The following is a 24640-nucleotide window of genomic DNA, read 5'->3' as shown; positions in this document are numbered from 1 at the left end:
TATATATTGAGAGTCTATAGTTATAATAGGGTAATGATATGTGTATTTAAAAGTAAGACGTTACTATTAGTATATAACAGAGGTGAATAAAATGGCAGTATCTGCAGATTTATATAGAACCTTTCTAGGGGTAGGCTTATATTTATCTTTTTCCCGTGCCGCAAAAGAATTAGGCGTGTCCCAATCCGCCATCAGTCAAAGTATTAAACAATTAGAAGGAGAACTTAATATGCCTCTCTTCGTGCGTACTACAAAATCTGTAGGGTTCACGCCAGAAGGTAAAGAATTGTTTGATACGGTAGCTAAAGCTTTCTCTATTCTTGATAATGGTGTTACCCAATTACAAGAACGGGTTAGCCAAGCTTATGAAAGTTTAAATTTGGCTGCCACAGATACTTTGTGTCGCCATTTCCTATTGCCTTATTTCCACAAATGGCAATTACAAGAAAGTGAAATTGGCTTACATATTATCAATCGTCCGTCTCCTGATTGTGTAGAATTAGTACTCAATAAAGAGGCGCAATTAGCTGTGGTTAATGATTATGAGGGCTTGAGAGATAATCCTCAGCTAGAGGTAACTACGTTAGCTACCATTCAAGACGTCTTTGTTGGGGGCCCTGACTATAAAGGGGCAGGATTCTTTGATCAAGGGCGCCTTCTTAACGAGCCTATTTTACTCTTGCATAAAGGCTCTGCTAGTCGTACATTCTTTGACGATGTAACACATGGTGCTTGTCGTAAGCCTCGCTTTGAATTGGGTAGCGTCGATGTATTACTAGATCTTGTAGAAATCAATATGGGTATTTCCATGTTGCCTAATCATGTGGTACAACAAAAAATGCAAGAAGGGACTATTGTGCGCATCGATACAGATATTCCGGTACCAACACGCGACATTGTGCTTGTGCGTTCACGTTTGGTTCCTCAATCTGAAGGGGCTGCAAGATTTACGTCCTTACTAGTTAATCGTGAAAGTACTCGAGATAAAGTTTTATAAGAAAAAGACATGTTTAAAGACATACTTTAGGAAACTTTCTTAAAGTGTGTCTTTTTATATATTAGTGTGAGTTTTACCGTGCTATATTATATTCCTATAAAGCAGTTGAGTTATATAATTCATATATGAAATATTTAAGTCTTATTTGCAATGATATTTATGGGTTATATTATAAGACTTTTACTAGATATAGGTTGACCCTAAGGGGTTGTTTACGTTAAAATTTAAAGATAGTTATGCGGAGGTATGAGCACATGGAATTATTAAAAGAACGCATTCGTGAAGAGGGGATTGTCCTCAATAATCGAGTGCTGAAAGTAGATGGGTTCTTAAACCATCAAATCGATCCACAATTGTTTAAGGCGATTGGTAAAGAAATCGCGGATCGTTACCGTGATGCAGGTGTACAACGTATTGTTACCATCGAAGCATCTGGTATTGCGTTGGCGTTGATGGCCGCGCTTGAACTAGACGTGCCATTGGTATTTGCGCGTAAGAAAAAATCCATCCTTATGGTAGATGATGTATATCATAGTGTTGTGTACTCTTATACAAAAGAAGAGAATTATGATATCACTATTTCTAAAAAATTTTTACCAGCTGGCGAAAAAGTGTTGATTATCGACGATTTCTTGGCGTCTGGTGAGGCGGCTATGGGCCTTGCTAAGTTGGTTCAAGACGCAGGTGATGAAGTAGTAGGCATGGCGATTGCTATTGAAAAGTCCTTCCAACCTGGTCGTGAACGCTTGGAAAATGCGGGCTACCGTGTAGAGTCTTTAGTTCGCATTAAAGAATTCAAAGATAATGGTTGTGTGTTTATCGAAGACTAATTAGTCTGATTATTGTTAGAGGGAATTATGAATAAAAAAGCAGAAAAATTCGACTTACTCGTTGCTGACCTTAATAAAGGCGGTAACACTTGGTTTACAAAGGAAGAAATGACAGACGATCTTAACACAGTTGTATATCATGGTCGTTTGGATGTTCATGAGCATAGCTTGCCTGTGTTTATCGTTGTAGACGATTCTGCGTTCACCTATGTACGCATCGCTATCACAACAACATCTATTGATAGAAAAGTGATTCCTGCGGTATTGAAAGAACTTAACACGTTAAATCAAGATTACAAGATATCTAAATATTACGTGAGCGTTGAAGACAATAACATTTATATGGATGTGTCTATACCATGTTTGAATGAACAATTTGATCCTACTGTAGTAGTGAATCTTTTGCTTGAAGTTATTCAACCGCATTTAGATGCTGTACATAAAGATATTCTTAAAGTAGCTGGCTTAGCTTAATAGAGGTTGTTATGAATCCTAAATCCTTATTATTTGATAAGTTTTTGAAAGAAGAAGAAATCATATCTTTTGAACGGAAGGATTTTGATGATGAAGACGGTACAGTAGTATATCGTTCTTATATCAAGTCTCCTTTATGGGATATGCCTTTATTCGTCATTCTCGATAACAGTATTTATAGTGTAGTTCGTTTAGTGTTAGGCCCTGAAAAGGTAACAGCACAAAATATGAATGCCTTGAATGCATTAATTAATCGTGACAATGCGACATATAAAAATTACAAACTATATATTGATGAACAAGATTCTAGCCTATACTTGGATTGCGTATATATGTGTGGTGATGATGCGTTCGAGCCTGCATTGATGTATGCGTTGATGTCTTCTATCGTAGATTATATTCCAGAATCTGTAGGTGAATTGAAGGCTGCCTTTGAAAGTGGTACTCACTAATCAATAATAGATACAAGTTAAGTGATCTAATGTTCGGAATTATGAAAAGAGGATAACCTGTTTATAAATGGGTTATCCTCTTTTTGTATGGATAAGAAAAAACATATAAATATTTTAATTGATAGAGTAAGTTTGTGTTATTATAAGATTGAAAAGGCAGTATTTTATTTTACAGATTTATTTAAAATTATTTTATATGATGCAATCTATATTTTTATAATAGTTCGGAATATAACGAATGATAAAAATATTTAATAAAAAAATATTCGAAAATAGTATTGATTTTGTAAATGTTAGGTGTTACAATTTGAGTACAAGAAGGAGGTAGCACCGTGAACTATGCAAATCAACAAACTCAAAGCAAGTCTACGGAGGCTATTTGCGCGTATTTGTCCCAGTCTGTTTTGGCTGGGCTTTTTTATTAGGAGGATCTATGAAGGTCGGTATTATCATGGGCAGCAAGTCTGACCTGGACACAATGAAAAAAGCATCTGCCGTACTTGATGAATTTAACATTCCCTATGAAATGGTTATTGCCTCAGCTCATCGTACCCCAGAGGCTGTAAAGAATTTTGTTACACGACTTGAAGATGAAGGGGCTATCGCTTTTATTGCTGGTGCAGGCGCAGCGGCTCACCTACCTGGTGTAGTGGCGAGCTTTACTACACTACCAGTTATCGGCATCCCACTTAATGCAACCGCATTAAAAGGTATTGATTCTCTACTTGCTATTGTACAAATGCCATCTGGCATGCCTGTAGCAACCATGGCTGTAGATGGTGCTAAAAATGCAGCGCTCTTTGCAGTACAAATTGGAGCAGCTTTCAATAAAGACCTGAAAGAACAATATCAACAATATCGTAAAGATATGGCTGAAAAAGTCTTAGCAGACAATGCAGAATTACAAGGTGCTATTCATATTTAATCATGTAAATCATCGGCGATTAAATATTGGTTAAGAAAAACAGTTTATTTAGATATCTATTACATAGTTTGTATCATTAATTTATGATAAAGGAGAAAGATCATGGCTAACATCGATTTGGAAAAATTAACATTATTGTACGAAGGCAAAGCAAAACAAGTATATGCAACAGATAACAAAGATGAGTACATCGTTCATTACAAAGATGATGCCACTGCATTTAATGGCGAGAAACATGATACCATTCTTGGAAAAGGTGTTTTGAACAATAAAATTTCCTCTTTCTTCTTTGAATTGTTGAAAAAAGAAGGCGTACCAACTCATTTCGTTCGTCGTGAAGATGATCGCAACCAAACAGTACTTGCATTGAAAATAGTTCCTCTTGAAGTTATTGTTCGTAATATTGCGGCTGGCTCTATGGCTAAACGCTTTGGCATTGAAGAAGGAACTCCACTTAAACATCCAATCCTTGAATTCTGCTACAAAAATGATGAACTAGGCGATCCATTTGCCAATGAATCCCAAATCACAGCACTTGGTTGGGCTACTCAAGAACAACTTGATGTAATTTCTACAATTACTTTAAAGGTAAATGATATATTGAAGAAATTTTTGGCTACTAAAAATGTGACCCTTGTAGATTTCAAGGTAGAATTTGGTACCCATAATGGTGAAGTTTTATTGGGTGATGAAATTTCTCCTGATACATGCCGTTTCTGGGATGCTACAACTGGTGAAAAACTTGACAAAGACCGTTTCCGTCGAGATCTTGGTAATATTGAAGAAGCATATAAGGAAATGTTATTCCGTCTTACAGGTGAGCGTGCCTAATAGGGGGGAAGATGAACTACGATTCTGTTTTTGATAAATGGCACGAAGAGTGTGGTGTGTTCGGCATCTATGATAGGACCGTTGATGTAGCACGCTATGTATATTGGGGGCTATTTGCTCTCCAACATCGTGGTCAAGAAAGTGCGGGCATTGCTGTTACCGATGGTCATGATGTGGAACTGAAAAAAGGCATGGGCTTGTTGACCGAGGCTATCAAAGAATTACCATCTTTGCCAAGCTATATGGGGACTGGTCATGTGCGGTACTCTACGACTGGATCCAATAATCCGCGTAATATCCAGCCTTTGGTTATTCACTACCAAGGCGGTCAAATTGCGGTGGCTCACAATGGAAACTTAACGAATGCCTTATCTATTCGAAAACGTCTCGAAGCCGATGGTTCCATCTTTCAAACGACGATGGATTCTGAGGTTATCGTGAACTTGATAGCCCGTTCTAAAGCAGAAACACAAGCGGAACGGATTGCCGATGCGGCGCGTCAAATTGAAGGGGCGTTCTCTTTAGTCATTACTACGAACGACTCTTTAGTAGGTGTACGAGACCCTCAAGGATTTAGACCACTTTGTTTAGGTAAAACTGAAAATGGTTATGTGCTCTCTAGTGAAAGTTGTGCTTTTGATGCGATTAAGGCAGAGTTTATTCGTCATATAGATCCTGGTGAAATGGTTATCATCGATGACTCTGGTGTGCGTAGTACTATCTATGCGGAACCAGAAAAAATCGACAAAAAACTTTGCGTCTTTGAATACATCTATTTTGCACGTGGCGATAGTCATATCGATGGTCAATCCGTATATCAATCTCGGCTAAATATGGGCCGCGAACTATATAACGAAACTAAGTATGATGCAGACATCGTAATGTCCATTCCGGATTCCGGTACAACAGCTGCATTAGGTTATGCTCGTGCATCGGGTATCCCTTTTGCGGAAGGTTTAGTTAAGAACCGTTATAGCGGCCGTACCTTTATTAAACCAAATCAAGAGGAACGAGAATTAGCTGTTCGTATGAAGCTAAATGCATTGCCACATATTGTTGGAGGTAAGCGTATCGTCCTTATTGATGATTCTATTGTGCGCGGTACTACGAGTGGTATCATTGTAAAAATGCTAAAAGAGGCTGGTGCTAAAGAGATTTATATGTGTATTAGTTCTCCAACTATTGAGTATTCCTGTCACTATGGCATTGATACATCAGTGCGTAAAGAACTTATAGCAGCTACTCATACAGTGGATGAAATTAGAGATTTTATCAAGGCTGATAAATTACATTACTTGTCTCGTGAAGGCCTATGTCGTGCTGTATCTGATGTAAAGCCAGATGATTTATGTTTTGCATGTTTCAATGGTGATTATAGTGTAGCGGTTCCTGCGGACCAAGAGGAAGGGGTCAAATATGTGCTCGAATAAAAATAGTTTAACCTATCGTGATGCAGGTGTTGATATCGATGCAGGTAATCGCGCCGTAGAACTGATGAAAGAATCTGTTAAACGGACGTATACACCGGGTGTTGTTGGTGATTTAGGTGGTTTTGGGGGACTCTATTCCTTAGCTGGTCATGCTATGTCTGATCCTATGCTCGTATCTGGTACAGATGGGGTGGGCACCAAATTACGTCTCGCTATCATGATGGATAAACATGATACTATCGGTCAAGACTGTGTAGCTATGAGTGTTAATGATATCCTCGTACAAGGTGCTACACCTTTATTCTTCCTTGATTATATTGCGGTTGGCAAACTAGAGCCTGTAAAAGTGGCGGATATCGTACGCGGTGTAGCTGAGGCGTGCGAAGAATCAGGCTGCGCTTTACTAGGCGGTGAAACTGCTGAGATGGCAGGTTTCTACGATGATGAGGATTATGATGTAGCTGGTTTTGCCGTTGGTATCGTAGATCGTCCTAAATTGATTACTGGTGAAAGTATCAAGGCAGGAGACGTTATTCTTGGGTTACCATCTTCTGGGGTTCATTCTAATGGTTTCTCGTTAGTTCGTAAAATTGTATTTGATCACAAGGGTTTCTCCATTGGTCAAGATATTCCTGAATTTGGCAAAACACTGGGAGAAGAATTATTAACGCCAACGCGCTTATACCATAAAGCTGTATTGCCGTTGATTAAAGAAAGCCTACTTAAAGGTATGGTTCATATTACGGGTGGGGGCTTCTATGAAAATATTCCTCGCGTTTTACCGGCAGGAGTAACGGCAGAGGTCGATTGTGATACATGGCCTCGTCTTCCTGTATTCGAAAAGCTACAAGAATGGGGCAATGTAGATTGGCATGAAATGTACCGTACTTTTAACATGGGTATTGGCATGATTCTCATAGTGGACGCTGCGGATGTGGATCGAGTAAAGGCAAATCTTGAAAGTCGTAATGAAGCGGTATATGAAATTGGTCATATCGTTAAAGGCGAAGGTCCAGTTGTTGTAAAAGGGGCGGTATTTAATGACTAGTTCCGTAGCTAAAAAGCGTCTAGCTCTATTCGCAAGCGGTAGAGGATCCAATGGGGAAGCCCTTTATAAAGCCATGCAAGAAGGATATATTAATGGTGAGTTTGTAGTTATCATTACAGATCACAGTGATGCAGGGATTGTTGAACGTTCTAAACCTTGGAATATTCCACTCATTGTCATCGAGCGTAGTGACTATGATTCTAAAGCTAGCTTTGAACAGGCTCAGTTAGATGCGTTAGAGCCCTATAAGGTAGATGGTATCGTTTTGGCCGGATATATGCGCATTGTAGGGGCTCCATTGATTGAGCACTATGAGCATAGAATTTTAAATATCCATCCTGCCTTGTTGCCATCCTTTCCGGGACTACATGGACATCAACAAGCTATTGATGCGGGCGTAAAGGTAACCGGTTGTACGGTACACTTTGTTGATGCCGGAATGGATACAGGACCTATCATTATGCAGAATACGGTTCCTTTATTACCGGAGGATACAGAGGATACTCTGAGTGATAGATTATTGCCTATTGAACATAAAACATATAAAGAGGTATTACGACTATTTTGTGAGGATAAGCTCACTATAAAAGGTCGTGTTGTATATATTGAAGATTGATGTGTAAGCAAAGGAAGACGTTAGATGATTAAAAATGCATTACTTAGTGTTTCTGATAAAACAGGTATTGTAGACTTTGCGAAAGGTTTAGTTGATTTAGGGGTAACCATTTATTCCACAGGTGGGACCCTTAAAGCCATAACCGAAGCAGGTATTCCGGCAAAATCGGTAGAGTCTTTGACTGATTTTCCTGAAATGATGGATGGCCGCGTAAAGACATTACATCCTAAGGTGCATGGTGGTATTTTGGCGATCCGTGATAATGCGGAGCATCAACAAGCTATGGCAGAACATGGTATTGAACCAATCGACCTTGTTGTAGTCAATCTTTACCCGTTCCGCGAAACCATTGCAAAACCTAATGTATCCTTAGAAGAGGCCATCGAAAATATCGATATTGGTGGTCCTACGATGGTTCGTTCTGCAGCAAAGAATCATGCCTTTGTGGGTATCGTAGTAAATCCAAATCATTACGATGAAATCTTAGAGATGCTCAAGGATCAAGGTGAATTGACTAAGGAATATCGCTTTGGACTTGCCAAAGAAGCCTTTGCTCATACGGCGGCTTACGATGTGGCCATCGCTAATTATATGAGTGGAATCTTGAATGAAGGCCCTACACCTCCAGAATATTTGAGTGCTTATGAGAAGGTAACAGATCTTAGATATGGGGAAAATCCGCATCAACAAGCCGCATTCTATAAAGAAATTGGTACAGCTCATGGCATGGGGGCCTTGAAACAATTACATGGCAAAGAGCTTTCCTATAACAATATTGTAGACATGGAAGCGGCATGGAATATGGTATGGGAGTTTACTGAGCCAGCTGCATGCATCATTAAGCATACGAACCCATGTGGTGCCGCTACTGCAGCTACATTACATGATGCCTATGTAAATGCTTACGAAGCTGATTCCGTATCCGCCTTTGGTGGCATCGTAGCCTTAAACCGTGAAGTAGATGCAAGTACAGCGGAGGAAATGAGCAAAATTTTCTTAGAAGTTATTATGGCACCTGCTTTCACAAAAGAAGCATTAGAAATCCTTGAAGCTAAGAAGAATATTCGCCTCATTGAACTATCTAAGCCGGAATCTGGCCAAGTGACAGTGAAAAAGGTGTCTGGTGGTTTATTAGTGCAAACAGAAGACGATATCCTAGAAGACCGCGCCAATTATAAAGTTGTTACGAAGGTACAACCAACAGAGGAACAATGGAAAGCTCTTGAATTTGCATGGAAACTCGTAAAACATGTAAAATCCAATGCGATTTTGATTTCTAATGAAAAGCGTACTCTTGGAGTTGGGGCCGGTCAAATGAATCGCGTAGGTTCTGCAAAAATTGCTCTTGAACAAGCCGGGGAAGCCGCTAAAGGCGCTGTATTAGCATCCGATGCATTCTTCCCATTTGGCGATACCGTAGAAACAGCGGCAAAGCATGGCATTGCAGCTATTATTCAACCAGGTGGCTCTATTCGCGACGAAGAGTCCATCAAAGCGGCTGATGAAGCGGGCATCGCTATGGTATTTACAAATATTCGTCACTTTAAACATTAACTAGTTAAGAATTTTTAGCGGATTGTTAAACACTATTAGGGCAAAATATCTATTGAACGGTCACAACAATTATTGATGTTTGGAGTGCCCTGTTATGTGTTTATATTATTATGGATTTGATGGCGTTTAGGCGCCGATGGAGGACTTATGAAAGTATGTGTAATCGGTAGCGGCGGCCGTGAACATGCATTGGCGTGGCGATTGTCCATCAGCCCTAGCGTAACAAAGGTATATGCTATTCCTGGCAGCGCGGCTATGTTAGATTGTGCAGAGCTAGTTGGCATCGATTGGCAACAAAGCGATCATTTAATTAGCTTTTTGAAAGATAATCAAGTTGATTTAGTTGTTGTTGGGCCTGAGGCTCCTTTAGTAGCGGGCTTAGCAGATGTACTTAATAAGGCGGGAATTCCAGTTTTTGGCCCATCTAAAGCAGCCGCTCAACTAGAGGGATCAAAGGTATTTGCTAAAGACCTCATGAAAAAATACAACATTCCCACTGCTGCGTATGGTGTATTCCACAAGGTAGATGAAGCAAAAGCTTTTATTGCTCAAACAGGAGCTCCTATCGTTGTTAAAGCTGACGGCTTGGCGGCAGGGAAGGGCGTTGTAGTAGCCATGACCATCGATGAAGCGAATGTAGCCGTAGAAGATATGCTCAGCGGTAATCGATTCGGTGACGCAGGCAGCACCGTTGTTATTGAAGAGTTTATGGAAGGTGAAGAGGCTAGTTTATTAGCCTTTGTAGATGGAAAGACCGTAGTTCCTATGATTGCCTCTCAAGATCATAAACGTATCTTTGATGGTGATAAAGGACCTAATACAGGTGGCATGGGGACCTATGCACCGGCCCCCGTTCTTACAGATGCATTGCGGGACGAAGCGATGAAAACCATCTTAGAACCTATGGTAGCGGCTATGGAAAAAGAAGGCATGCCGTATGTAGGCTGCCTTTACGCGGGGCTTATGATTACTGACGAAGGTCCTAAGGTGGTAGAATTCAATGCGCGCTTTGGTGATCCTGAAACACAAGTTGTATTGCCGCTACTCGATAGTGATTTAGGTGAGATTATGATGGCCTGTGCTAAGGGCACATTAACCTCTAATATGGTGAAATGGAAAGATTCCTCAGCGGCTTGCGTTATCCTTGCTTCTAAGGGCTATCCTGAAACTTCATCTAAGGGCGATGTCATCAGTGGGGATATTAAACAATATGACACAACCATTGTATTCCACTCTGGTACAAAGCTTGTTGGTGAAAATTATGTCACTAATGGCGGTCGTGTGCTTGGTGTTGTCGGACTTGGCAAAGACCTTAGAACGGCACTTGATAGAGCCTATGAACGTATAGAGCATATCGACTTTGAAGGCATGCAATATCGTACAGATATTGGGGCTAAGGCTTTTAAATAAAGTAACAACATTTTGAATATAATGAAAACCTCTACATTTATGCACGACGCATGCGGTGTAGAGGTTTTATTTTCTACCTTTTAACTGTTACCTATGATATAATAAATTAGATATAAAGAGGGCCCATCGACGTGTGATGGCGTTAGGCTCATCTCAAAAATTTGGAAACTTATTGATGACGCCTGACGTGTAGAAGTAAATCTTCTACACGTTAGGTGTTTTTACTATAGTCTATTTTATTTCTTAATAGTGATATACAACTATGATATATAATAAAGAACCGTTAGAACTGAATAGTCCGGTAGCCTTTTGGCTGAATTTTCCCAACGAAGAACGCGTATTCTGGGTGGATCGTCAAAGCGACCGCATCGTTGTAGGTGCTAAACGTTTGGCGACGGTCAAAGATGATGAAGATCGCCATAATTACGCTTACGTGTTTTATGGAGATACTTTTTTTGAAAACTCTAAGGACACTAAATGGGCTGGCATGGGTCATGAAATGATTGCTTTCACCCATTATTACATCGTAGAAAATGGGGAGTCTTTTTACTTGCACGCTGGTGAAAGCGTCCCTATTACGGATTTCGAGGTGCCTCGAGTTCGCCATAACTACAAGGAAACCAGTGATGATAAGGCGGCTTGGGATAGTTTGATGAACGCTATCGCTGATGGTATTAGTAGTGGAGAAATGACGAAGGTCGTTTCTTCTCGAGAGGTACAGTTTACTAGTGAAACACCATACAATGTGGCAAGTATTTTGGCAAATTTAGTAGATAATAATCCAAATTGCTTTATCTTTGGTTACGAAAAGGATGGACGCACCTTTGTGGGTGCATCGCCAGAGATTCTAGTTCGCCATCGAGGTAGTGAAATTCTCAGCTATGCCTTGGCGGGGACAGCACCTAAACATGGACCAAATGCGTGGACTAAGGAACAACTGTTAACAGATAAGAAAAATCTCTTTGAACATAATATCGTCCGTGACCGTATTGTGGATATCATGAAATCTATTACTCCGGAGGTTATAATAGGTGAAACGGGTATCATGGAGCTGGCGCATCTCTATCATTTGCGCACCATTATTACTGCAAAGGATAGCACAAAATCCCTCGTGGAATGGGCAAAGTTGCTCCATCCTACACCGGCTCTCGGTGGTGAACCACGAGAAAAGGCGTTGGCATTGCTACAAAAGTACGAAGCTCATGAGCGCGGCATGTATGCAGCACCTTTTGGCTTTATGAAAGATATGGGGGACGGTATTGTCATCGTTGCTATTCGATCTGCCCTCATTATGGATAATGTTCTTTATGCCTATGCAGGATGTGGCGTCGTAGCCGATTCTGATGCGGATGAAGAGTACGCAGAAACTAATAATAAAATGCGCACCATTTTGGATGCATTATGATAAATTTCCAAACCCTTAGGAGTTGTTGAAAGGGAATATAATGAACGAATATATTGCTGCCTTGGTAGATGAGTTTTACCAACTCGGCGTCCGGCATGCTGTGTTTAGCCCTGGTTCTCGTTCTACGACGATGGCTATGCTTTTCACGGAGTATGAAGGCTTTGAAACATATATGAATATAGATGAGCGCTCTGCTAGCTTTATGGCACTTGGCATTGCAAAGGCTCATAAAGAACCAACTGTGTTAGTTTGTACATCTGGTTCCGCAGTGGCTCATTATTTGCCCGCTATTTTAGAGGCTCAATATAGTGGGGTACCTCTTATTGTATTGTCTGCCGATAGACCTTATACCTTGCTACATACAGGGGCTCCACAAACAGTAGATCAACAAAAAATCTTTGGTACAGCTGTAAACTATTATGAAGAATTAGCGGTGCCTCAAAAGGAACATTATTATACATATCCACGACAAGTAGCGCGCAAGGCGTATATGAAAGCTATGGACATCAAAAAGGGACCAGTTCATATCAATGTACCCCTCTTTGAGCCATTAGTGCCTGAACTAGATCGTAAGCACTTTGAAGCGGGACGTAGCCCTTACAAAGTATTTAAACCTAATTACGGTGATGTGTTTAGCTATCAGAATAGAAGTCTATTGCTTGCACAGTATAAGAGAGTCCTTATTTTAGCTGGTCCACAAATTGATGTAGATGAAGTTGAGTCTATTCATTCCTTTGCGGAGAATTTACAAGCTCCTATCTTGGCGGATCCATTGTCTAATGTAAGACGCTATCATAAGGCTGGTGCTATTGATGACAATCATGAAGTTGTTAGCAATTGTAACAATGATACAAATATGACTCAGGATAAACAAGTCTCTGATGTTGTCATTTCTACGTATGATGCGTTTTTAGCGGATAAAGAGTTATGGCCTGTACTAAAGCCAGATTGCGTAATTCAGTTTGGCCAAATCGTTGTATCGAAACGGGTACAGCAAATGGTGGCAAGTTGGGATAATGTGGAATATATTGAGATAAATCCCACGATGGACTCCATGAACCCTATGGGGAAAACCACCATACACATGCAAGCAAGCATAGATATGTTTACGCATTTGTTCGCTGTAAAGAACGAATCTAATGCATATCTTAATAGATGGAAACGTTTAGAAGTAGCTGGTAAAGCTCAACTAAGTACAGCTATAGAAGAACCAAGTTGCTTTGAAGGACGCACGATACGCGAGTTGCAACAGCATATTCCTGACAATAGCCAAGTACTTGTGGCGAATAGCATGACCGTTCGCGACTTTGATTACTTTTGGTTTTCTGGGGAGTCAGATGCTGTTCTTTACGGTAATCGTGGTGTTAATGGTATCGATGGTACAGTTTCCACTGCACTTGGACTTGCAACGAATCATCAGCCTACATATCTCGTAACGGGTGATTTGTCTTTATTCCATGATCTAAACGGTTTAGCGGTCGCTAAAACGCACAATCTCAATTTGACGATTATTTTGCATAATAACGATGGAGGCGGTATTTTTGAATATTTACCGCAAAAGGGAACGAAATATTTTGATTATTTGTTCTCTACGTCACAAGGCTTAGATTATAGTGGGGCTGCTAAACTCTATGGCTGTGGGTACACTAAAATCTCTAGTCCTGATGAATTGGTCCCTGTATTAGCTAAAGTTAGCGAGGAATCTGGCGTTCATATTATTGAAATACCAACAGACCGGGAATATAGTCGTCAGTTACATAGGAAATATACAAACGTTTCAGTTGATATGGAGGCATTACTATGAGTCAGTATTTTTGCAGTATTGTAGATAATGCTTTGTGTAATCCAGCTCAGCGGATGTATTTTGACTTGGGAGAGTATCGCTACGGTTTGACTGTGGTAGGTGAAGGGGAACCTATTGTATGTTTCCACGGCTTCTCTGAATCAAGCTATACTTGGGATGCTATTAATCTGCCGGGGTATCGCGTGGTTCGTATTGATTTAATCGGACATGGCGATTCAGATATTCCTGATGAGAATCAGGCTTACACCATTCCTCAAATGATAAAGGACTTACACACAGTTATCTATTACATGGTTGGTGAAAGCTATTACCTCATGGGCTATTCTATGGGGGCTCGTATTGCACTTTCCTATGCTTTACAATATGAACGTGAAATCAAAGGTCTTATTCTTGAAAGTGGCTCGGTAGGCATCGCTTCTGACGCTGAGCGAGCAGCACGCCGCAAGGCGGATGAAGACTTAGCAGTTCATATCGAAGAGCATGATGGTGCTTGGTTTGCTGCACGATGGGCGGAAGCACCTATTTTTGAGAGTCAAAAACAGCTTTCAGAGGGGGTAGAAGAATTAATATACTTACGCCGTTCCAATAATAGCCCATATGCCTTAGCTTGTACGTTGCGTAGCTCAGGGCAAGGCGTAATGCCTTATGTAGGGGATAAATTAAAAAATTTCTCTGTTAAAGGTTTATATGTGAGTGGCGCATTAGATACAAAATATACTACAATAGGAAGAGACGTATTTGGCAAGTTGCCAAGTTTTAATCATGTCATCGTCGACGGGGCGGGGCATAATGTACATATAGAGAAACCGCAGATTTTTGAACGAGCGGTATTGGATTTTTTACAGAAGAAAGGTTAAGTCCATGAGCAAATTTGATTGGAAAGTATTGGATCGTAATTATGAAGATGTAATTTACGAAACATATAATGGCATTGCAAAGATTACTATTAACCGTCCAGAAGTGCGTAACGCATTTCGTCCTAAAACAGTAATGGAGTTAATTGATGCTTTCACAGTAGCTCGTGAAGATAACGAAGTAGGCGTAATCGTATTGACTGGTGCTAACCACGGTAAGGGCGAAGATAAAGAGGCATTCTGCTCCGGCGGTGACCAAAGCGTACGTGGTCACGGTGGTTATGTAGGTGAAGACAATGTGCCTCGCTTGAACGTTCTCGATTTACAACGCTTAATTCGCGTCATCCCTAAACCTGTTATTGCAATGGTTAATGGTTATGCTATCGGTGGCGGTCATGTATTGCACATCGTATGTGACCTTACAATCGCTTCTGAAAATGCTAAGTTCGGTCAAACTGGTCCTCGTGTAGGCTCCTTCGACGCTGGTTATGGCGCAGGTTACTTGGCTCGTATGATCGGTCACAAACGCGCTCGCGAAGTATGGTTCTTGTGCCGTCAATACACAGCAGCTCAAGCATATGAAATGGGCATGGTTAATACTGTGGTACCATTTGACAAATTGGAAGAAGAAACAGTTCAATGGTGTAGCGAAATACTTGAATTATCTCCAATGGCATTGCGCATGTTGAAAGGCGCTTTCAATGCCGACACAGATGGCCTTGCAGGTTTACAACAATTCGCAGGGGACGCTACATTGATGTACTATACAATTGATGAAGCGAAAGAAGGTCGTGACGCGTTCAAAGAAAAACGGAAACCTAACTTCAAACAATTCCCTAAATTCCCTTAATCGGGAGTCGATACAGTCCTATATGACGGACTATATTAACGGTTAAAACGACAAGTGCGCCTCTATAGGAGGCGCCTTTCTTGTAATATCTCTTTATTTATCATATTTCAATTATTATTTTTTTAGTTATTACTTATTATTTACTATTTATTGGTAATTGGTAATTAATGATTACGTATTAGTGATTAGGTTTAGATACGAGGTGAGATGATGGAGTGGTTACGTTATGGTGCACAGCACTATCCTAATCGTAAATGTATAAATGAATATACCTATAACGATATATACCGTGGTGTACTCCATGTGGCTCGTAATTTACTGCCTTTAGACGCATCTCGAGTGGCTATCTTATCCGATAACTCTGTGACCATGGCAATGTATGTGTTGGCTGCTATGCTAGTTCATAAAGAGGTACTTTTACTTAATGTACATCTTAAGCCAAAGGAAATAATAAACCAATTGGATCAATTAGGTGTTACCACCGTATTACATAGTAAAGAACGACGTAATCAATTATCTCATTTTGTTGATTCGAAGGCCTCTAATTCAATTGTTACAATTGAGTTTGAAACTCTAGAAAGAATTCTATCGGATTTAGTGGTCGAGGATTCCTTTGATTGGGTCTTTGTGGACACAGATATAGCTGCTATCATGAATACGAGCGCTACTACGGGGCAATTTAAGTCTGTACCGCTTCGATGGGGGCAGATTAAAGCTCATGTACAAGCATCCCAAGAGGTACTAGGGAAAACGGAGCAGGATAATTGGTTAATGGTACTGCCTCTGTTTCATGTGAGTGGTTTATCTATTTTGATGAGGTCTCTTTATAACGGGACGGCTGTCACTATTTTGCCTAAATATGATGAAACTCAAGTTCTCAAACTTATAGAATCTGAGCAAATCAATATGATGTCCTTAGTGCCTACCATTTTGACTCAATTAGAGCCACATATTACGCACCATGCATTACGTGTTATATTGCTCGGTGGAGAATTCATTCCCATGGCTCTCATCGAAGCTTGTGAAAAGAAATCTTTGCCTATCTATAAGACCTACGGCATGACGGAAACCTTTAGTCAAAGTGTGACCTTCTCTGTATTGGAGTATCCTCATAAACGAGAATCTGTAGGTAAGCCATTGCCTGGCATGCAGGTTTGTATCGATAATCCTGATACAGATGGGGTAGGCGAAATTCATTTGACGGGCCCGATGGTTATGACTGGTTACATCAACAAGGAACCTATCGATGGAGACTTTAATACAGATGATATTGGTTACATCGATGAAGACGGTTTCGTTTATATTTTGAATCGCCGTAAAGACCTCATCATTTCTGGGGGTGAAAATATTTACCCTAAAGAACTAGAGGATTTGGTCTATACGTTGCCATCGGTAAAGGAATGTGTCGTTGTGCCTGTACCTGATGCTAAATGGGGACAAGTGCCAGCACTCTTTGTGGCCTTTCATGATGGTAAAAGTCTGCCACCAGAGGATATTCTAGCCTTTATGACAGACTTTTTAGCAAAATATAAGATTCCGAAATATGTAAAAGCATTAACCGCATTGCCTCGAAATGGAACTGGCAAAATATTGCGTAATGAACTGAAATTATAAAATTGAGGCGCCTATGAATAATATTTTAAACTTTAAAAGTATAACTACATATCGCCTTAAATTGCCACTGAAGTTCAATTTTAAGACTGCCAAGGGCGAGGTGAAAGAAAGAGAGACTATCGTTGTTCGTATTGAAGACCAACAAGGGTATGTAGGATATGGGGAATGCGTAGCTTTCACAGAGCCATTCTATACATTTGAGACCGTAGAAACCTGTTGGAAAGCTATGGTAGACGATTATATCTTTAATTTGCGCTTGATGCGGCCTAAACCACTGATGACCTATGTACGACAATTACAATTTTGGCGCAATCGAGACAATATGCCTATGGCTATTGCGGCTCTAGAAAATGCGCTTATTCATCTTCATTGTGAACGGATAGGTGTAAATTCTGTTTCCTACATTATGGATCAACCTTTACAAGAGACAATTGAAAGTGGTATCGTCGTCGGTGATGTGCCAATAGACCAATTACTTGATGTTGTAGCGCATCATGTAGTAAATGGTTGTAAGCGGATTAAATTAAAGGTAAATCCTGTAGATGGTTATGAACGCGTAGCTTTAGTTCGCAAACATTATCCGGATTTGGTCTTAGCGGCTGATGCAAATCGAAGCTATTCGTATCAAGAAATCGATAAGGTGCGTCAGTATGATGATTTAGGTCTAGCTTGTATTGAAGAGCCCTTTGCGATGGCAAACCTTCAATCTTATAGAGATTGGAAGTGGGAATGTCTTAATGATGACGATTGGAAAATCTATACGCCAATTTGTTTAGATGAGTCCATTTTAGGATATGATGATCTGTCCTATGCTATTGAATATGACTTAATCGATGTGTTGAATGTAAAAGTAGGGCGAATGGGTGGTCTTATCCCAACAAAAGCGGCTATTAATCTATGTAGAGAACGTCATATTCCATATTGGATTGGTAGCATGGTAGAGTCAGGGGTTTCTAAAATGCTTCATGTTCAGCTATCCGCATTAGGAGATTCCTATATGGCAGGGGATTTATCTGACTCAAATAGATATTTTGGACAAGATCTTATTTTCCCAGATTTAACATTTAAAGATGGTGTTATGCATGTTCCCGATGGAGATGGACTAGGTGTAACAGTCTTTGATGATAGACTAGAGGCGTATTGTGTGGAGAAACGAACACTATGAATTTAATTGAATCCTTACAAATTGATGCTCCTCGTATGACGAGCGATACTACATGTATTGCAAAAATGAATTTAACTGAGTTTCACAAACAACCACAAGGCTATTTAAACGGTGGTGCTACATTAGCTTTTGCAGAAATTATTGCAGGTATGATGAGTAATGAACTGGTAGGTTCTCATAAATTTGGTGTAGGACAATCTGTAACTGCTAACCATCTACGCCCTGTAAAGTGTGAAGGATCCTTAACAGCGTTAGGAACTTTACTAGTAAAAGGCAAGACATCCCATGTGTGGCGCTTTGATATGATAGATGATGCACAACGCCTTATCTCACAAGTGACTGTAACCTTGGCTATTGTAGATTTTGATAGATAAAATCCCATTTTTAAAGGATTTAGTTATATTTGCTAATTAAGCTATGTATAATTTCGTCTTACATGAGAACTTACGATTGTTAAGATTATAGGATAATAAAAGGACAGTATATACCTTTCGGTAGATACTGTCCTTTGTTGGTTTTACAATGTAAATGGCTCGTCTAGAAAAACGACATAGATCTTTTTTACGTTTTCTAAGATCTGAAATTTAAAATGTTAGAAAAGACAAAGATATTTATTTTCTAGTGATAGTATATAGGTCTTCAATATTAGGAATATCGTAAATTACCCATGTTCCATCTCCTAAATGACGCATCAAAACTCTTATATCTTTTGTCATATTCTTTTTATTATTTTGTATTGTTACAGTTACAGTAGCCGTATCACCATTATCTTCTGACTTTAGGTTTTTAACCTCTACATCATGTTCCTTAAATAGGCGACCTTCTACAAGACGATCTACCATAGACTTATTATCATCATTTGCTGTAGTGGTATTATTGGTAGGTGATTCAGATTTAAAGCTGTCAGGATCTTCGATATATGTTCGTATTACGTCTTCGATAAGAGCTGGTCCAAATGTTTTGGTAGCTGCTATTGTAGCTTTACCAAGTGGGGTAGATGTATCGACATATTTATTGCCTTCTCGTTCTACAATGTTTTTTACAATGGATTTTATATCTATGTGGCGTAATGCTTCGTCTGCATCTTTATCTTGTACTGCTTGGTGAATGATTTTTAATGTGTAGGCTGGTGTATGTGGTACATACCATAAGAAATACCATGCTGCGGCCATCGCTCCTACAATAGCTATGATAAGAGCGATAATAACACCTTTTGAATTGAACTTATTCACAGCGAATCCTTTCATGTTTCTATAGAGGCATTTTCATACTGAATATATACATATTGTAGCATATTGAGTAAAGAATAGGATGATTTCTAGTAAAGGGTATACCTATTATAGCTTAGAGAGAAAATTGTACTATTACGAAAACTGACGAATTATGACGATAAAGGGTGGATTCCTGTAATATAATATAGAGATACTTTTATAAAAGCTATAAAATAACGATTATCAAATATAATCAATTATTTTCATAGATTTGTAATAATATTTTTTAAAAAAATAGTTGCATTGCTCTAAAATCCATGATATTATGTACAAGTAGTCAACGCGAGTTGATACGCGGCCCCGTGGTGTAGCGGTTAACATGTCGCCCTGTCACGGCGAAGATCGTCAGTTCAAATCTGATCGGGGTCGCCATTTTTTTTTTACAAAAAATCATGCCTCGGTAGCTCAGTTGGTAGAGCAACGGACTGAAAATCCGTGTGTCGACAGTTCGATTCTGTCCTGAGGCACCATTTGTATTCCATGCGGTTGTGGTGGAATGGCAGACACGCCATCTTGAGGGGGTGGTGAGCTAACGCTCGTGCGGGTTCAAGTCCCGCCAACCGCACCAAACTAATAAAATAAGGGTTTACAGGTAATTCTGTAAGCCCTTATTTTTGTTTGACATCATTTTGACATCAAAATATTTTAGCGATGCGTTCCACGATGTCATCTTCCATTTTAGGAGTAACGTGTGAGTAGGTGTCCATTGTTTCTTGAAACGAAGCATGGCCTAGACGTTCTTGTATGGCTTTCATATTTGCCCCATTTTCAATGAGAAGTGTGGCGTGGGTATGTCTTGTTCCATGCATAGTAAAAGCTGGCTTACCGATTGAATTGGCGTATTTCTTACATAACTTGCTGACTTCATCAGGGCAGCGAGGATTACCTTTAATGCCAGGAAATACTAGATTATTATTAATCCAGTTCATCGTCTTGATTCTGCGCTTATCTATGGCTATTTTATGCTTCATAAGCTCTTGGATTGTATCCGTATCAATGGCTATTATCCGCTTGGATGATGTAGTTTTAGTCGTATTTGATATAACTGCAGTTGATCCGATTTTGAGTGCTGTTTGTGAAATGGATATGGTTGATTTCTTAAAGTCGATATCAGACCATCTTAGGCCTAACAATTCAGAGCGCCGCATACCAGTTGCAAATGCTAATTTAAACAATGCATGATGTTCAGAATTAGATATATTAGATAAGAAACTCTTAACTTCATCTGCAGTCAGTGTTACCATATGCCGTTACTTTAACCTGCTTAGGTCTATCTAGGTTACGCATATAATTTTTGGGGATGATATCATCCTTTACAGCCTGTTCTAATATCGAGCTCAGTATTGTCATGGTATATGATATGGTTCGAGAGGATAAGCCATCCATAGATTCAAATACATAGCGTAATGTATTTGGTTTAATCTCAGCTAGTCTTACACCGCCAATTTTATCTCGAATATAGCGATTTATGATACCTGTATAACTTTGATAGGTAGCTGGTGTTATGCTCTTTTCTTTTAGTTGCAACCAAATATTAATCCAGGTGTTCAATGAGATAGTATCATCAAAATTGGCACATGCTTGATTAGCATTTACGTATTTCTCCATAGCTTCCGTAGCAGCTTTCTTTGTGCTGCCATAAAAGTATTTACGCTTACCGTTTATCATCTTAGATACTTGGTAGCGCCCATCAGATCTTTTTTTAGCCATAAAAATAACCTCCTTAGCTAAATTATAGATATAATGAGTAGACTTCTATTTTGGAGAGGCTTTTATAGCCCAGGTCTTGCGTTGTTTACTAAATAAGACTTATAATGATGGTAAGAGGAAGGAGGTAATCCAATGTTACACCAATTAGCTGGTAAAATTATTTGGCACATTGCATTTATTGCGCTGTTGACGGCCATATTTACGGTGCCCTTCATATGGATACCTTCCGTTTGGAATTATACCGTTGGGGGGGTTGGGATTACAAAATATGTAATCGTAATAGTCGCATCAATGATTTCGCTCAAATGTTTAACTGTTCGTATTAATTAATACTATTTTATAAGGTCTTTAGGAGGCTTGATTTTAAGTCTGATTAAAGACCTTTTTAGTTTTTTAGCTTCTATCTCGGCCATTTTTTCTTGATGGCGATGGTCCTCCATTACCATTGCTTCTTGGTGACGATTCTCTTCTATAGTTTTTTGTAAATCTCTTCCTATTGCACCATCTGTTTTTTTGTAAAATTCTATGTCGAAATAAGGAATTTTAAATGATATCTCTCCGCCGTACCTAATGTACCCAATAACTGAAGCAATTAAACATACAGATGCAGCACCTCCAATGATTTCAAGAGGGCCTGGTGATTCTACTCTAGATTTGAGAGTTAACTTTTCAGATTCGTCTGATATATTGTATGCATTAATTAGACCCTGTATACTAGTTAAAAGTTCTGCAAATTCATCGATGGTTACGTCTTCTTGTTTTTCTACTTGGAGAGTAAGATGCACTTTACCATTTTTATAGTATAAGTCATATATAGATCTATCAATGAAATGCGCATAGAAATCAGCTTGCGTAATCGTGTTTCTCGCGTTAAGTAGTTTAGCTAGTCGTAAATCGATGTTAGCCTTTTTTATACGTGTCAGCCATTTAACTCGGATGCGTTTGATAAAAGGACACTCTTCATATTCTGGCTTTTCTACATCAAGACAAGATGCACGATTAACGATAGGAGAAGCGGCGTATGGGGGAGATGTTACCACACCTATAGAAATTTCATTACTGTTACTGCTTGGGATAATAACAACGTCGTCAATAGATATATCCGTAACAAATTTAATCATTTGGTTTATCGCAAGACCAGGTCTTTTCTCACTAGGGTATACTTTTTTAAATATACCTGTAAGTTTTTCTTTTACCTGTAAGGCAAGTGCTGCACTTTTTAAATCGTCAAGATTGCTAAAATGATTCCAGCCTAATGCAATATAGCCATTTTCTTTAAAGTCCCGATAATATTTACCTTTTTCGGTTCTGATTAACCAGTATCTCCTATCTGAAGGTACTTCAGGAATAGTTATTGTACGTGTCTCCATTTTTCTCCTTTATTACAAAGCCGCTTACCCCGTAGTAGGGTAGGAGGCTTTGTAGTTACTAACAAATTTTAGGAACTAGATATTTAACAATTTCCCTAGCAGTATTAACTGAGTTTTCACTGTTAAAATTGATATTGTTTTCATCGTTGGTCCTGTCAAAACCTTTCATCGATGTATTTTCGTGACCGTATGTGGCAAATTCCAAAAATCCGGAAGTAACACCAGTTGATTTCACTTGAATGGCTAAGATGTTTTTAATTGGAATAATCTTGTATGTACGATTTCCCAAGTTGAATAGACCGCCTTGAGTGCGATCGATAACAACACATGTATCATACACAAATAAATTAGCACCAATACCATCTAAGTGGTATAAGTATTGACCCATAAAGTCCTTTGTAGGGCTTTCGATAACTTTTGGTTCACTGCTAAAAAATCCCATAATACTAACCTCCCTGTATTAAATAATGTGGTGATAAAAATTGATTCCGTTAAGCTCCCCGTCTTCAATTTGAGACATCCTTACCATACGTTCGACTAAATTAACGTGATGATCCACATAAAAGTCATCACGAATAATATGACTTAATTCATGTTTAATTTCCTCTCTCATACGATCATGAGGGAGATTTTCATTTATATAGATATTATGGGTATCCACATCTTCACATTCCTCCGACACAGCGTTGGCATGTGGTAAATCACAGTAAATTACATTAACTACCAAATTAACACTCTCCCCTTAAAGTCATTTCTTATTTTTGTTGATTATTATCAATAGACTTTAAATGTTTATTAATTTTACGTTCGACTTTCTTCAAGTCTTTTTCTGCTGGCAGTTCCTCCGGTTTAATTCCTCGTTCCGCTAGCATTTCACGAATAGTCGAATTATTCTGTACGTGTTCGTCTGTGATCGGTTCTTCTCCATACATATCGTTTTGTTCAACATTATGATTCGTCATTTCTGTTGCCAGATTTTTAGCTGCAATGGTTACAGTAGGAAGAAAATCAGCTAGAGGACGTGTAGGGTTAACCCCAAGTTTGTCTTTCATAGCTTGTGTAGAATGTCCACCAAATAGTGCAGTATCACCTTTGGAGCGAATACGTGCAAAGCCTTTATTATCAACTCCGCGCTCATATATATTTTGTGAAAGCCGCTTCTCTGACTCTTTTAATTGGTCGCGAGCCTCTAGCCGTTTTATATCTTTATCATACAGCTCTAGGGTTTCTCGTTCGTGAGTTTTCACCGCAAAATATGTCTGCGCTAAAGCAATGACCTCTTTGCGAGGGTCGCCATTCATGGCGATTAAATAGCAGGCGTATCTTGTCAATTTAATATCATCGACATTCCTTGTTGCGCCACTCCCAATTTCAACCATTCCGCCCACGTCGGCGAAATGGTCAGAAACCATATGACCACTGCTTTTACATGCTTTTTTAGCTTTAGCTATAACAGGTAAAAATTTTCTGTATTCAGTATATTCTAATAATTTTTGTAAATCCCTAGCGTACCAAAATTCGTTTCCTTCATCATCAAGCTGTTTTATCGAATCAAAAGGCGATGTATACGGACCTGTGCTAGTTTTATCTTCACCAAATAAAAAGAAAAACATATAAACCTCCCGTTATTTATATATCTAATTTATTTTTTAATTTTAATAGTTCTATATATTCAACTGCTTTTTCCATATCCTCCTTACTAATATCTTTTGCTGCAGAGAATAACATGCGAGCCCCTGGGCGTGTGCGCAAGTACTCGGCGAATTCAGCTGCTTCTTTATCTAGGTAATATTCCTCTTCGGTTTTATCTTGCTTTTCTACTAATTCCGATTTTGGCACGTGAAAATAGTTTGCCATCATTTCAATTTTGTCTATTCTTGGATATGTATTGCCTTTTAACCAATCTGTTAAAGTAGTGTATTTAAACCCTAAATCAGCACATAGTTTATTTCTGTCTATTCCGCGGCTATCCATTAGCCTTTGGAGATTTTGCGCCATAATTTCCTTATTGCCTAAATCACTCATCTCAA

The 24640-nt window shown here is 39.2% G+C and carries 27 protein-coding genes and 3 tRNA genes; 22 read left to right on the top strand and 8 right to left on the bottom strand.

The annotated features are described in order from the left end of the window. The first annotated feature begins 91 nt into the window (after positions 1 to 91). From KHY58_RS04700 to KHY58_RS04615, 18 genes are all read left to right on the top strand, one after another. On the top strand, positions 92 to 997 hold the full coding sequence (locus tag KHY58_RS04700; RefSeq protein ID WP_004693739.1) for a LysR family transcriptional regulator: 906 nt from the start codon (positions 92 to 94) through the stop codon (positions 995 to 997). Between the two features lie 254 nt (positions 998 to 1251). Beyond that, positions 1252 to 1827, top strand: coding sequence for a xanthine phosphoribosyltransferase (locus KHY58_RS04695; protein WP_004693737.1), 576 nt, complete (start codon positions 1252 to 1254; stop codon positions 1825 to 1827). A gap of 27 nt (positions 1828 to 1854) precedes the next feature. Beyond that, positions 1855 to 2301 (top strand): hypothetical protein, encoded by a 447-nt coding sequence (locus KHY58_RS04690; protein ID WP_118091015.1) that lies wholly within the window; start codon positions 1855 to 1857, stop codon positions 2299 to 2301. A gap of 11 nt (positions 2302 to 2312) precedes the next feature. Continuing rightward, on the top strand, positions 2313 to 2753 hold the full coding sequence (locus KHY58_RS04685; RefSeq protein ID WP_004693734.1) for a hypothetical protein: 441 nt from the start codon (positions 2313 to 2315) through the stop codon (positions 2751 to 2753). Between the two features lie 433 nt (positions 2754 to 3186). After that, positions 3187 to 3678: a 5-(carboxyamino)imidazole ribonucleotide mutase gene (gene purE, locus KHY58_RS04680; RefSeq protein WP_008715455.1), complete on the top strand. Its 492-nt coding sequence runs from the start codon at positions 3187 to 3189 to the stop codon at positions 3676 to 3678. Between the two features lie 102 nt (positions 3679 to 3780). Continuing rightward, positions 3781 to 4509 carry a phosphoribosylaminoimidazolesuccinocarboxamide synthase gene (gene purC, locus KHY58_RS04675; RefSeq protein WP_004693728.1) on the top strand — a complete coding sequence of 243 codons (729 nt, stop codon included), beginning with the start codon at positions 3781 to 3783 and terminating at the stop codon, positions 4507 to 4509. A gap of 11 nt (positions 4510 to 4520) precedes the next feature. Further along, positions 4521 to 5939 carry an amidophosphoribosyltransferase gene (purF, locus tag KHY58_RS04670; RefSeq protein ID WP_004693726.1) on the top strand — a complete coding sequence of 473 codons (1419 nt, stop codon included), beginning with the start codon at positions 4521 to 4523 and terminating at the stop codon, positions 5937 to 5939. Next, positions 5926 to 6987, top strand: coding sequence for a phosphoribosylformylglycinamidine cyclo-ligase (gene purM / locus KHY58_RS04665; RefSeq protein WP_004697997.1), 1062 nt, complete (start codon positions 5926 to 5928; stop codon positions 6985 to 6987). The genes purF and purM overlap by 14 nt, the downstream gene beginning before the upstream one ends. Then, positions 6980 to 7603: a phosphoribosylglycinamide formyltransferase gene (gene purN, locus KHY58_RS04660; protein ID WP_004698011.1), complete on the top strand. Its 624-nt coding sequence runs from the start codon at positions 6980 to 6982 to the stop codon at positions 7601 to 7603. Before purM ends, purN begins: the two co-directional genes overlap by 8 nt. Before the next feature lie 24 nt (positions 7604 to 7627). Beyond that, positions 7628 to 9157: a bifunctional phosphoribosylaminoimidazolecarboxamide formyltransferase/IMP cyclohydrolase gene (purH, locus tag KHY58_RS04655; RefSeq protein ID WP_118091014.1), complete on the top strand. Its 1530-nt coding sequence runs from the start codon at positions 7628 to 7630 to the stop codon at positions 9155 to 9157. Between the two features lie 147 nt (positions 9158 to 9304). After that, positions 9305 to 10567, top strand: coding sequence for a phosphoribosylamine--glycine ligase (purD, locus tag KHY58_RS04650; protein ID WP_004697986.1), 1263 nt, complete (start codon positions 9305 to 9307; stop codon positions 10565 to 10567). Positions 10568 to 10829: 262 nt separating this feature from the next. Then, positions 10830 to 11972 carry an isochorismate synthase gene (locus KHY58_RS04645; protein WP_004698007.1) on the top strand — a complete coding sequence of 381 codons (1143 nt, stop codon included), beginning with the start codon at positions 10830 to 10832 and terminating at the stop codon, positions 11970 to 11972. 40 nt (positions 11973 to 12012) lie between these two features. Next, on the top strand, positions 12013 to 13776 hold the full coding sequence (gene menD, locus KHY58_RS04640) for a 2-succinyl-5-enolpyruvyl-6-hydroxy-3-cyclohexene-1-carboxylic-acid synthase (protein ID WP_004698012.1): 1764 nt from the start codon (positions 12013 to 12015) through the stop codon (positions 13774 to 13776). Continuing rightward, positions 13773 to 14633 carry a 2-succinyl-6-hydroxy-2,4-cyclohexadiene-1-carboxylate synthase gene (gene menH / locus KHY58_RS04635; protein ID WP_004697990.1) on the top strand — a complete coding sequence of 287 codons (861 nt, stop codon included), beginning with the start codon at positions 13773 to 13775 and terminating at the stop codon, positions 14631 to 14633. The genes menD and menH overlap by 4 nt, the downstream gene beginning before the upstream one ends. Before the next feature lie 4 nt (positions 14634 to 14637). Further along, a complete protein-coding gene (gene menB, locus KHY58_RS04630; protein WP_004693709.1) occupies positions 14638 to 15480 on the top strand; it encodes a 1,4-dihydroxy-2-naphthoyl-CoA synthase in 843 nt (280 codons plus the stop codon). 207 nt (positions 15481 to 15687) lie between these two features. Then, entirely contained in the window at positions 15688 to 17094 is a 1407-nt protein-coding gene (menE, locus tag KHY58_RS04625) for an o-succinylbenzoate--CoA ligase (protein WP_278472303.1), read from the top strand. Between the two features lie 13 nt (positions 17095 to 17107). Continuing rightward, complete coding sequence (gene menC / locus KHY58_RS04620) at positions 17108 to 18259, top strand: o-succinylbenzoate synthase (RefSeq protein WP_278472302.1); 1152 nt, start codon at positions 17108 to 17110, stop codon at positions 18257 to 18259. Then, a complete protein-coding gene (locus KHY58_RS04615) occupies positions 18256 to 18633 on the top strand; it encodes a PaaI family thioesterase (RefSeq protein WP_012863941.1) in 378 nt (125 codons plus the stop codon). Before menC ends, KHY58_RS04615 begins: the two co-directional genes overlap by 4 nt. Before the next feature lie 237 nt (positions 18634 to 18870). On the opposite strand, the gene KHY58_RS04610 is transcribed toward KHY58_RS04615, so the two are convergent. Beyond that, a complete protein-coding gene (locus KHY58_RS04610; RefSeq protein WP_278472300.1) occupies positions 18871 to 19506 on the bottom strand; it encodes a hypothetical protein in 636 nt (211 codons plus the stop codon). A gap of 320 nt (positions 19507 to 19826) precedes the next feature. On the opposite strand from KHY58_RS04610, the gene KHY58_RS04605 reads away from it, so the two are divergent. The 3 genes from KHY58_RS04605 (at position 19827) to KHY58_RS04595 (ending at position 20098) form a co-directional block, all read left to right on the top strand. Next, a tRNA-Asp gene (locus KHY58_RS04605) sits at positions 19827 to 19902 on the top strand. Between the two features lie 22 nt (positions 19903 to 19924). Continuing rightward, positions 19925 to 20000 (top strand) — tRNA-Phe (locus tag KHY58_RS04600). A 12-nt stretch (positions 20001 to 20012) separates the two neighbouring features. Beyond that, positions 20013 to 20098, top strand: a tRNA-Leu gene (locus KHY58_RS04595). A gap of 67 nt (positions 20099 to 20165) precedes the next feature. Here the strand turns inward: KHY58_RS04595 and KHY58_RS04590 are convergent. Both KHY58_RS04590 and KHY58_RS04585 read right to left on the bottom strand, forming a co-directional pair. Beyond that, on the bottom strand, positions 20166 to 20774 hold the full coding sequence (locus tag KHY58_RS04590; RefSeq protein ID WP_278472297.1) for a site-specific integrase: 609 nt from the start codon (positions 20772 to 20774) through the stop codon (positions 20166 to 20168). Beyond that, complete coding sequence (locus tag KHY58_RS04585; protein WP_278452041.1) at positions 20752 to 21240, bottom strand: phage integrase SAM-like domain-containing protein; 489 nt, start codon at positions 21238 to 21240, stop codon at positions 20752 to 20754. Before KHY58_RS04585 ends, KHY58_RS04590 begins: the two co-directional genes overlap by 23 nt. Before the next feature lie 132 nt (positions 21241 to 21372). Here KHY58_RS04585 and KHY58_RS04580 point away from each other — a divergent pair, with 132 nt between their 5' ends. Continuing rightward, positions 21373 to 21570 (top strand): hypothetical protein, encoded by a 198-nt coding sequence (locus KHY58_RS04580; RefSeq protein ID WP_278452042.1) that lies wholly within the window; start codon positions 21373 to 21375, stop codon positions 21568 to 21570. Between the two features lie 2 nt (positions 21571 to 21572). On the opposite strand, the gene KHY58_RS04575 is transcribed toward KHY58_RS04580, so the two are convergent. From KHY58_RS04575 to KHY58_RS04555, 5 genes are read right to left on the bottom strand one after another with little or no spacing between them, the layout of a single operon-like run. Next, a complete protein-coding gene (locus tag KHY58_RS04575) occupies positions 21573 to 22610 on the bottom strand; it encodes a hypothetical protein (RefSeq protein ID WP_278452043.1) in 1038 nt (345 codons plus the stop codon). Positions 22611 to 22668: 58 nt separating this feature from the next. Continuing rightward, the gene (locus KHY58_RS04570) at positions 22669 to 23052 is read right to left on the bottom strand and encodes a hypothetical protein (RefSeq protein WP_278472295.1); all 384 of its coding nucleotides are present in this window, start codon (positions 23050 to 23052) and stop codon (positions 22669 to 22671) included. Positions 23053 to 23070: 18 nt separating this feature from the next. After that, positions 23071 to 23337: an ImmA/IrrE family metallo-endopeptidase gene (locus KHY58_RS04565; RefSeq protein ID WP_278452044.1), complete on the bottom strand. Its 267-nt coding sequence runs from the start codon at positions 23335 to 23337 to the stop codon at positions 23071 to 23073. 28 nt (positions 23338 to 23365) lie between these two features. Next, positions 23366 to 24223 carry a DNA damage-inducible protein D gene (dinD, locus tag KHY58_RS04560; protein ID WP_278452045.1) on the bottom strand — a complete coding sequence of 286 codons (858 nt, stop codon included), beginning with the start codon at positions 24221 to 24223 and terminating at the stop codon, positions 23366 to 23368. A gap of 16 nt (positions 24224 to 24239) precedes the next feature. Further along, a complete protein-coding gene (locus KHY58_RS04555) occupies positions 24240 to 24635 on the bottom strand; it encodes a helix-turn-helix domain-containing protein (RefSeq protein WP_278452046.1) in 396 nt (131 codons plus the stop codon). Positions 24636 to 24640 lie beyond the last annotated feature (5 nt).

It is taken from the genome of Veillonella parvula, from assembly GCF_018366295.1.
Taxonomy (GTDB): domain Bacteria; phylum Bacillota; class Negativicutes; order Veillonellales; family Veillonellaceae; genus Veillonella; species Veillonella parvula_P.
The sequence above is the reverse complement of the archived record's forward strand: the minus strand, read 5'-3'. Positions and strand labels throughout refer to the sequence as shown.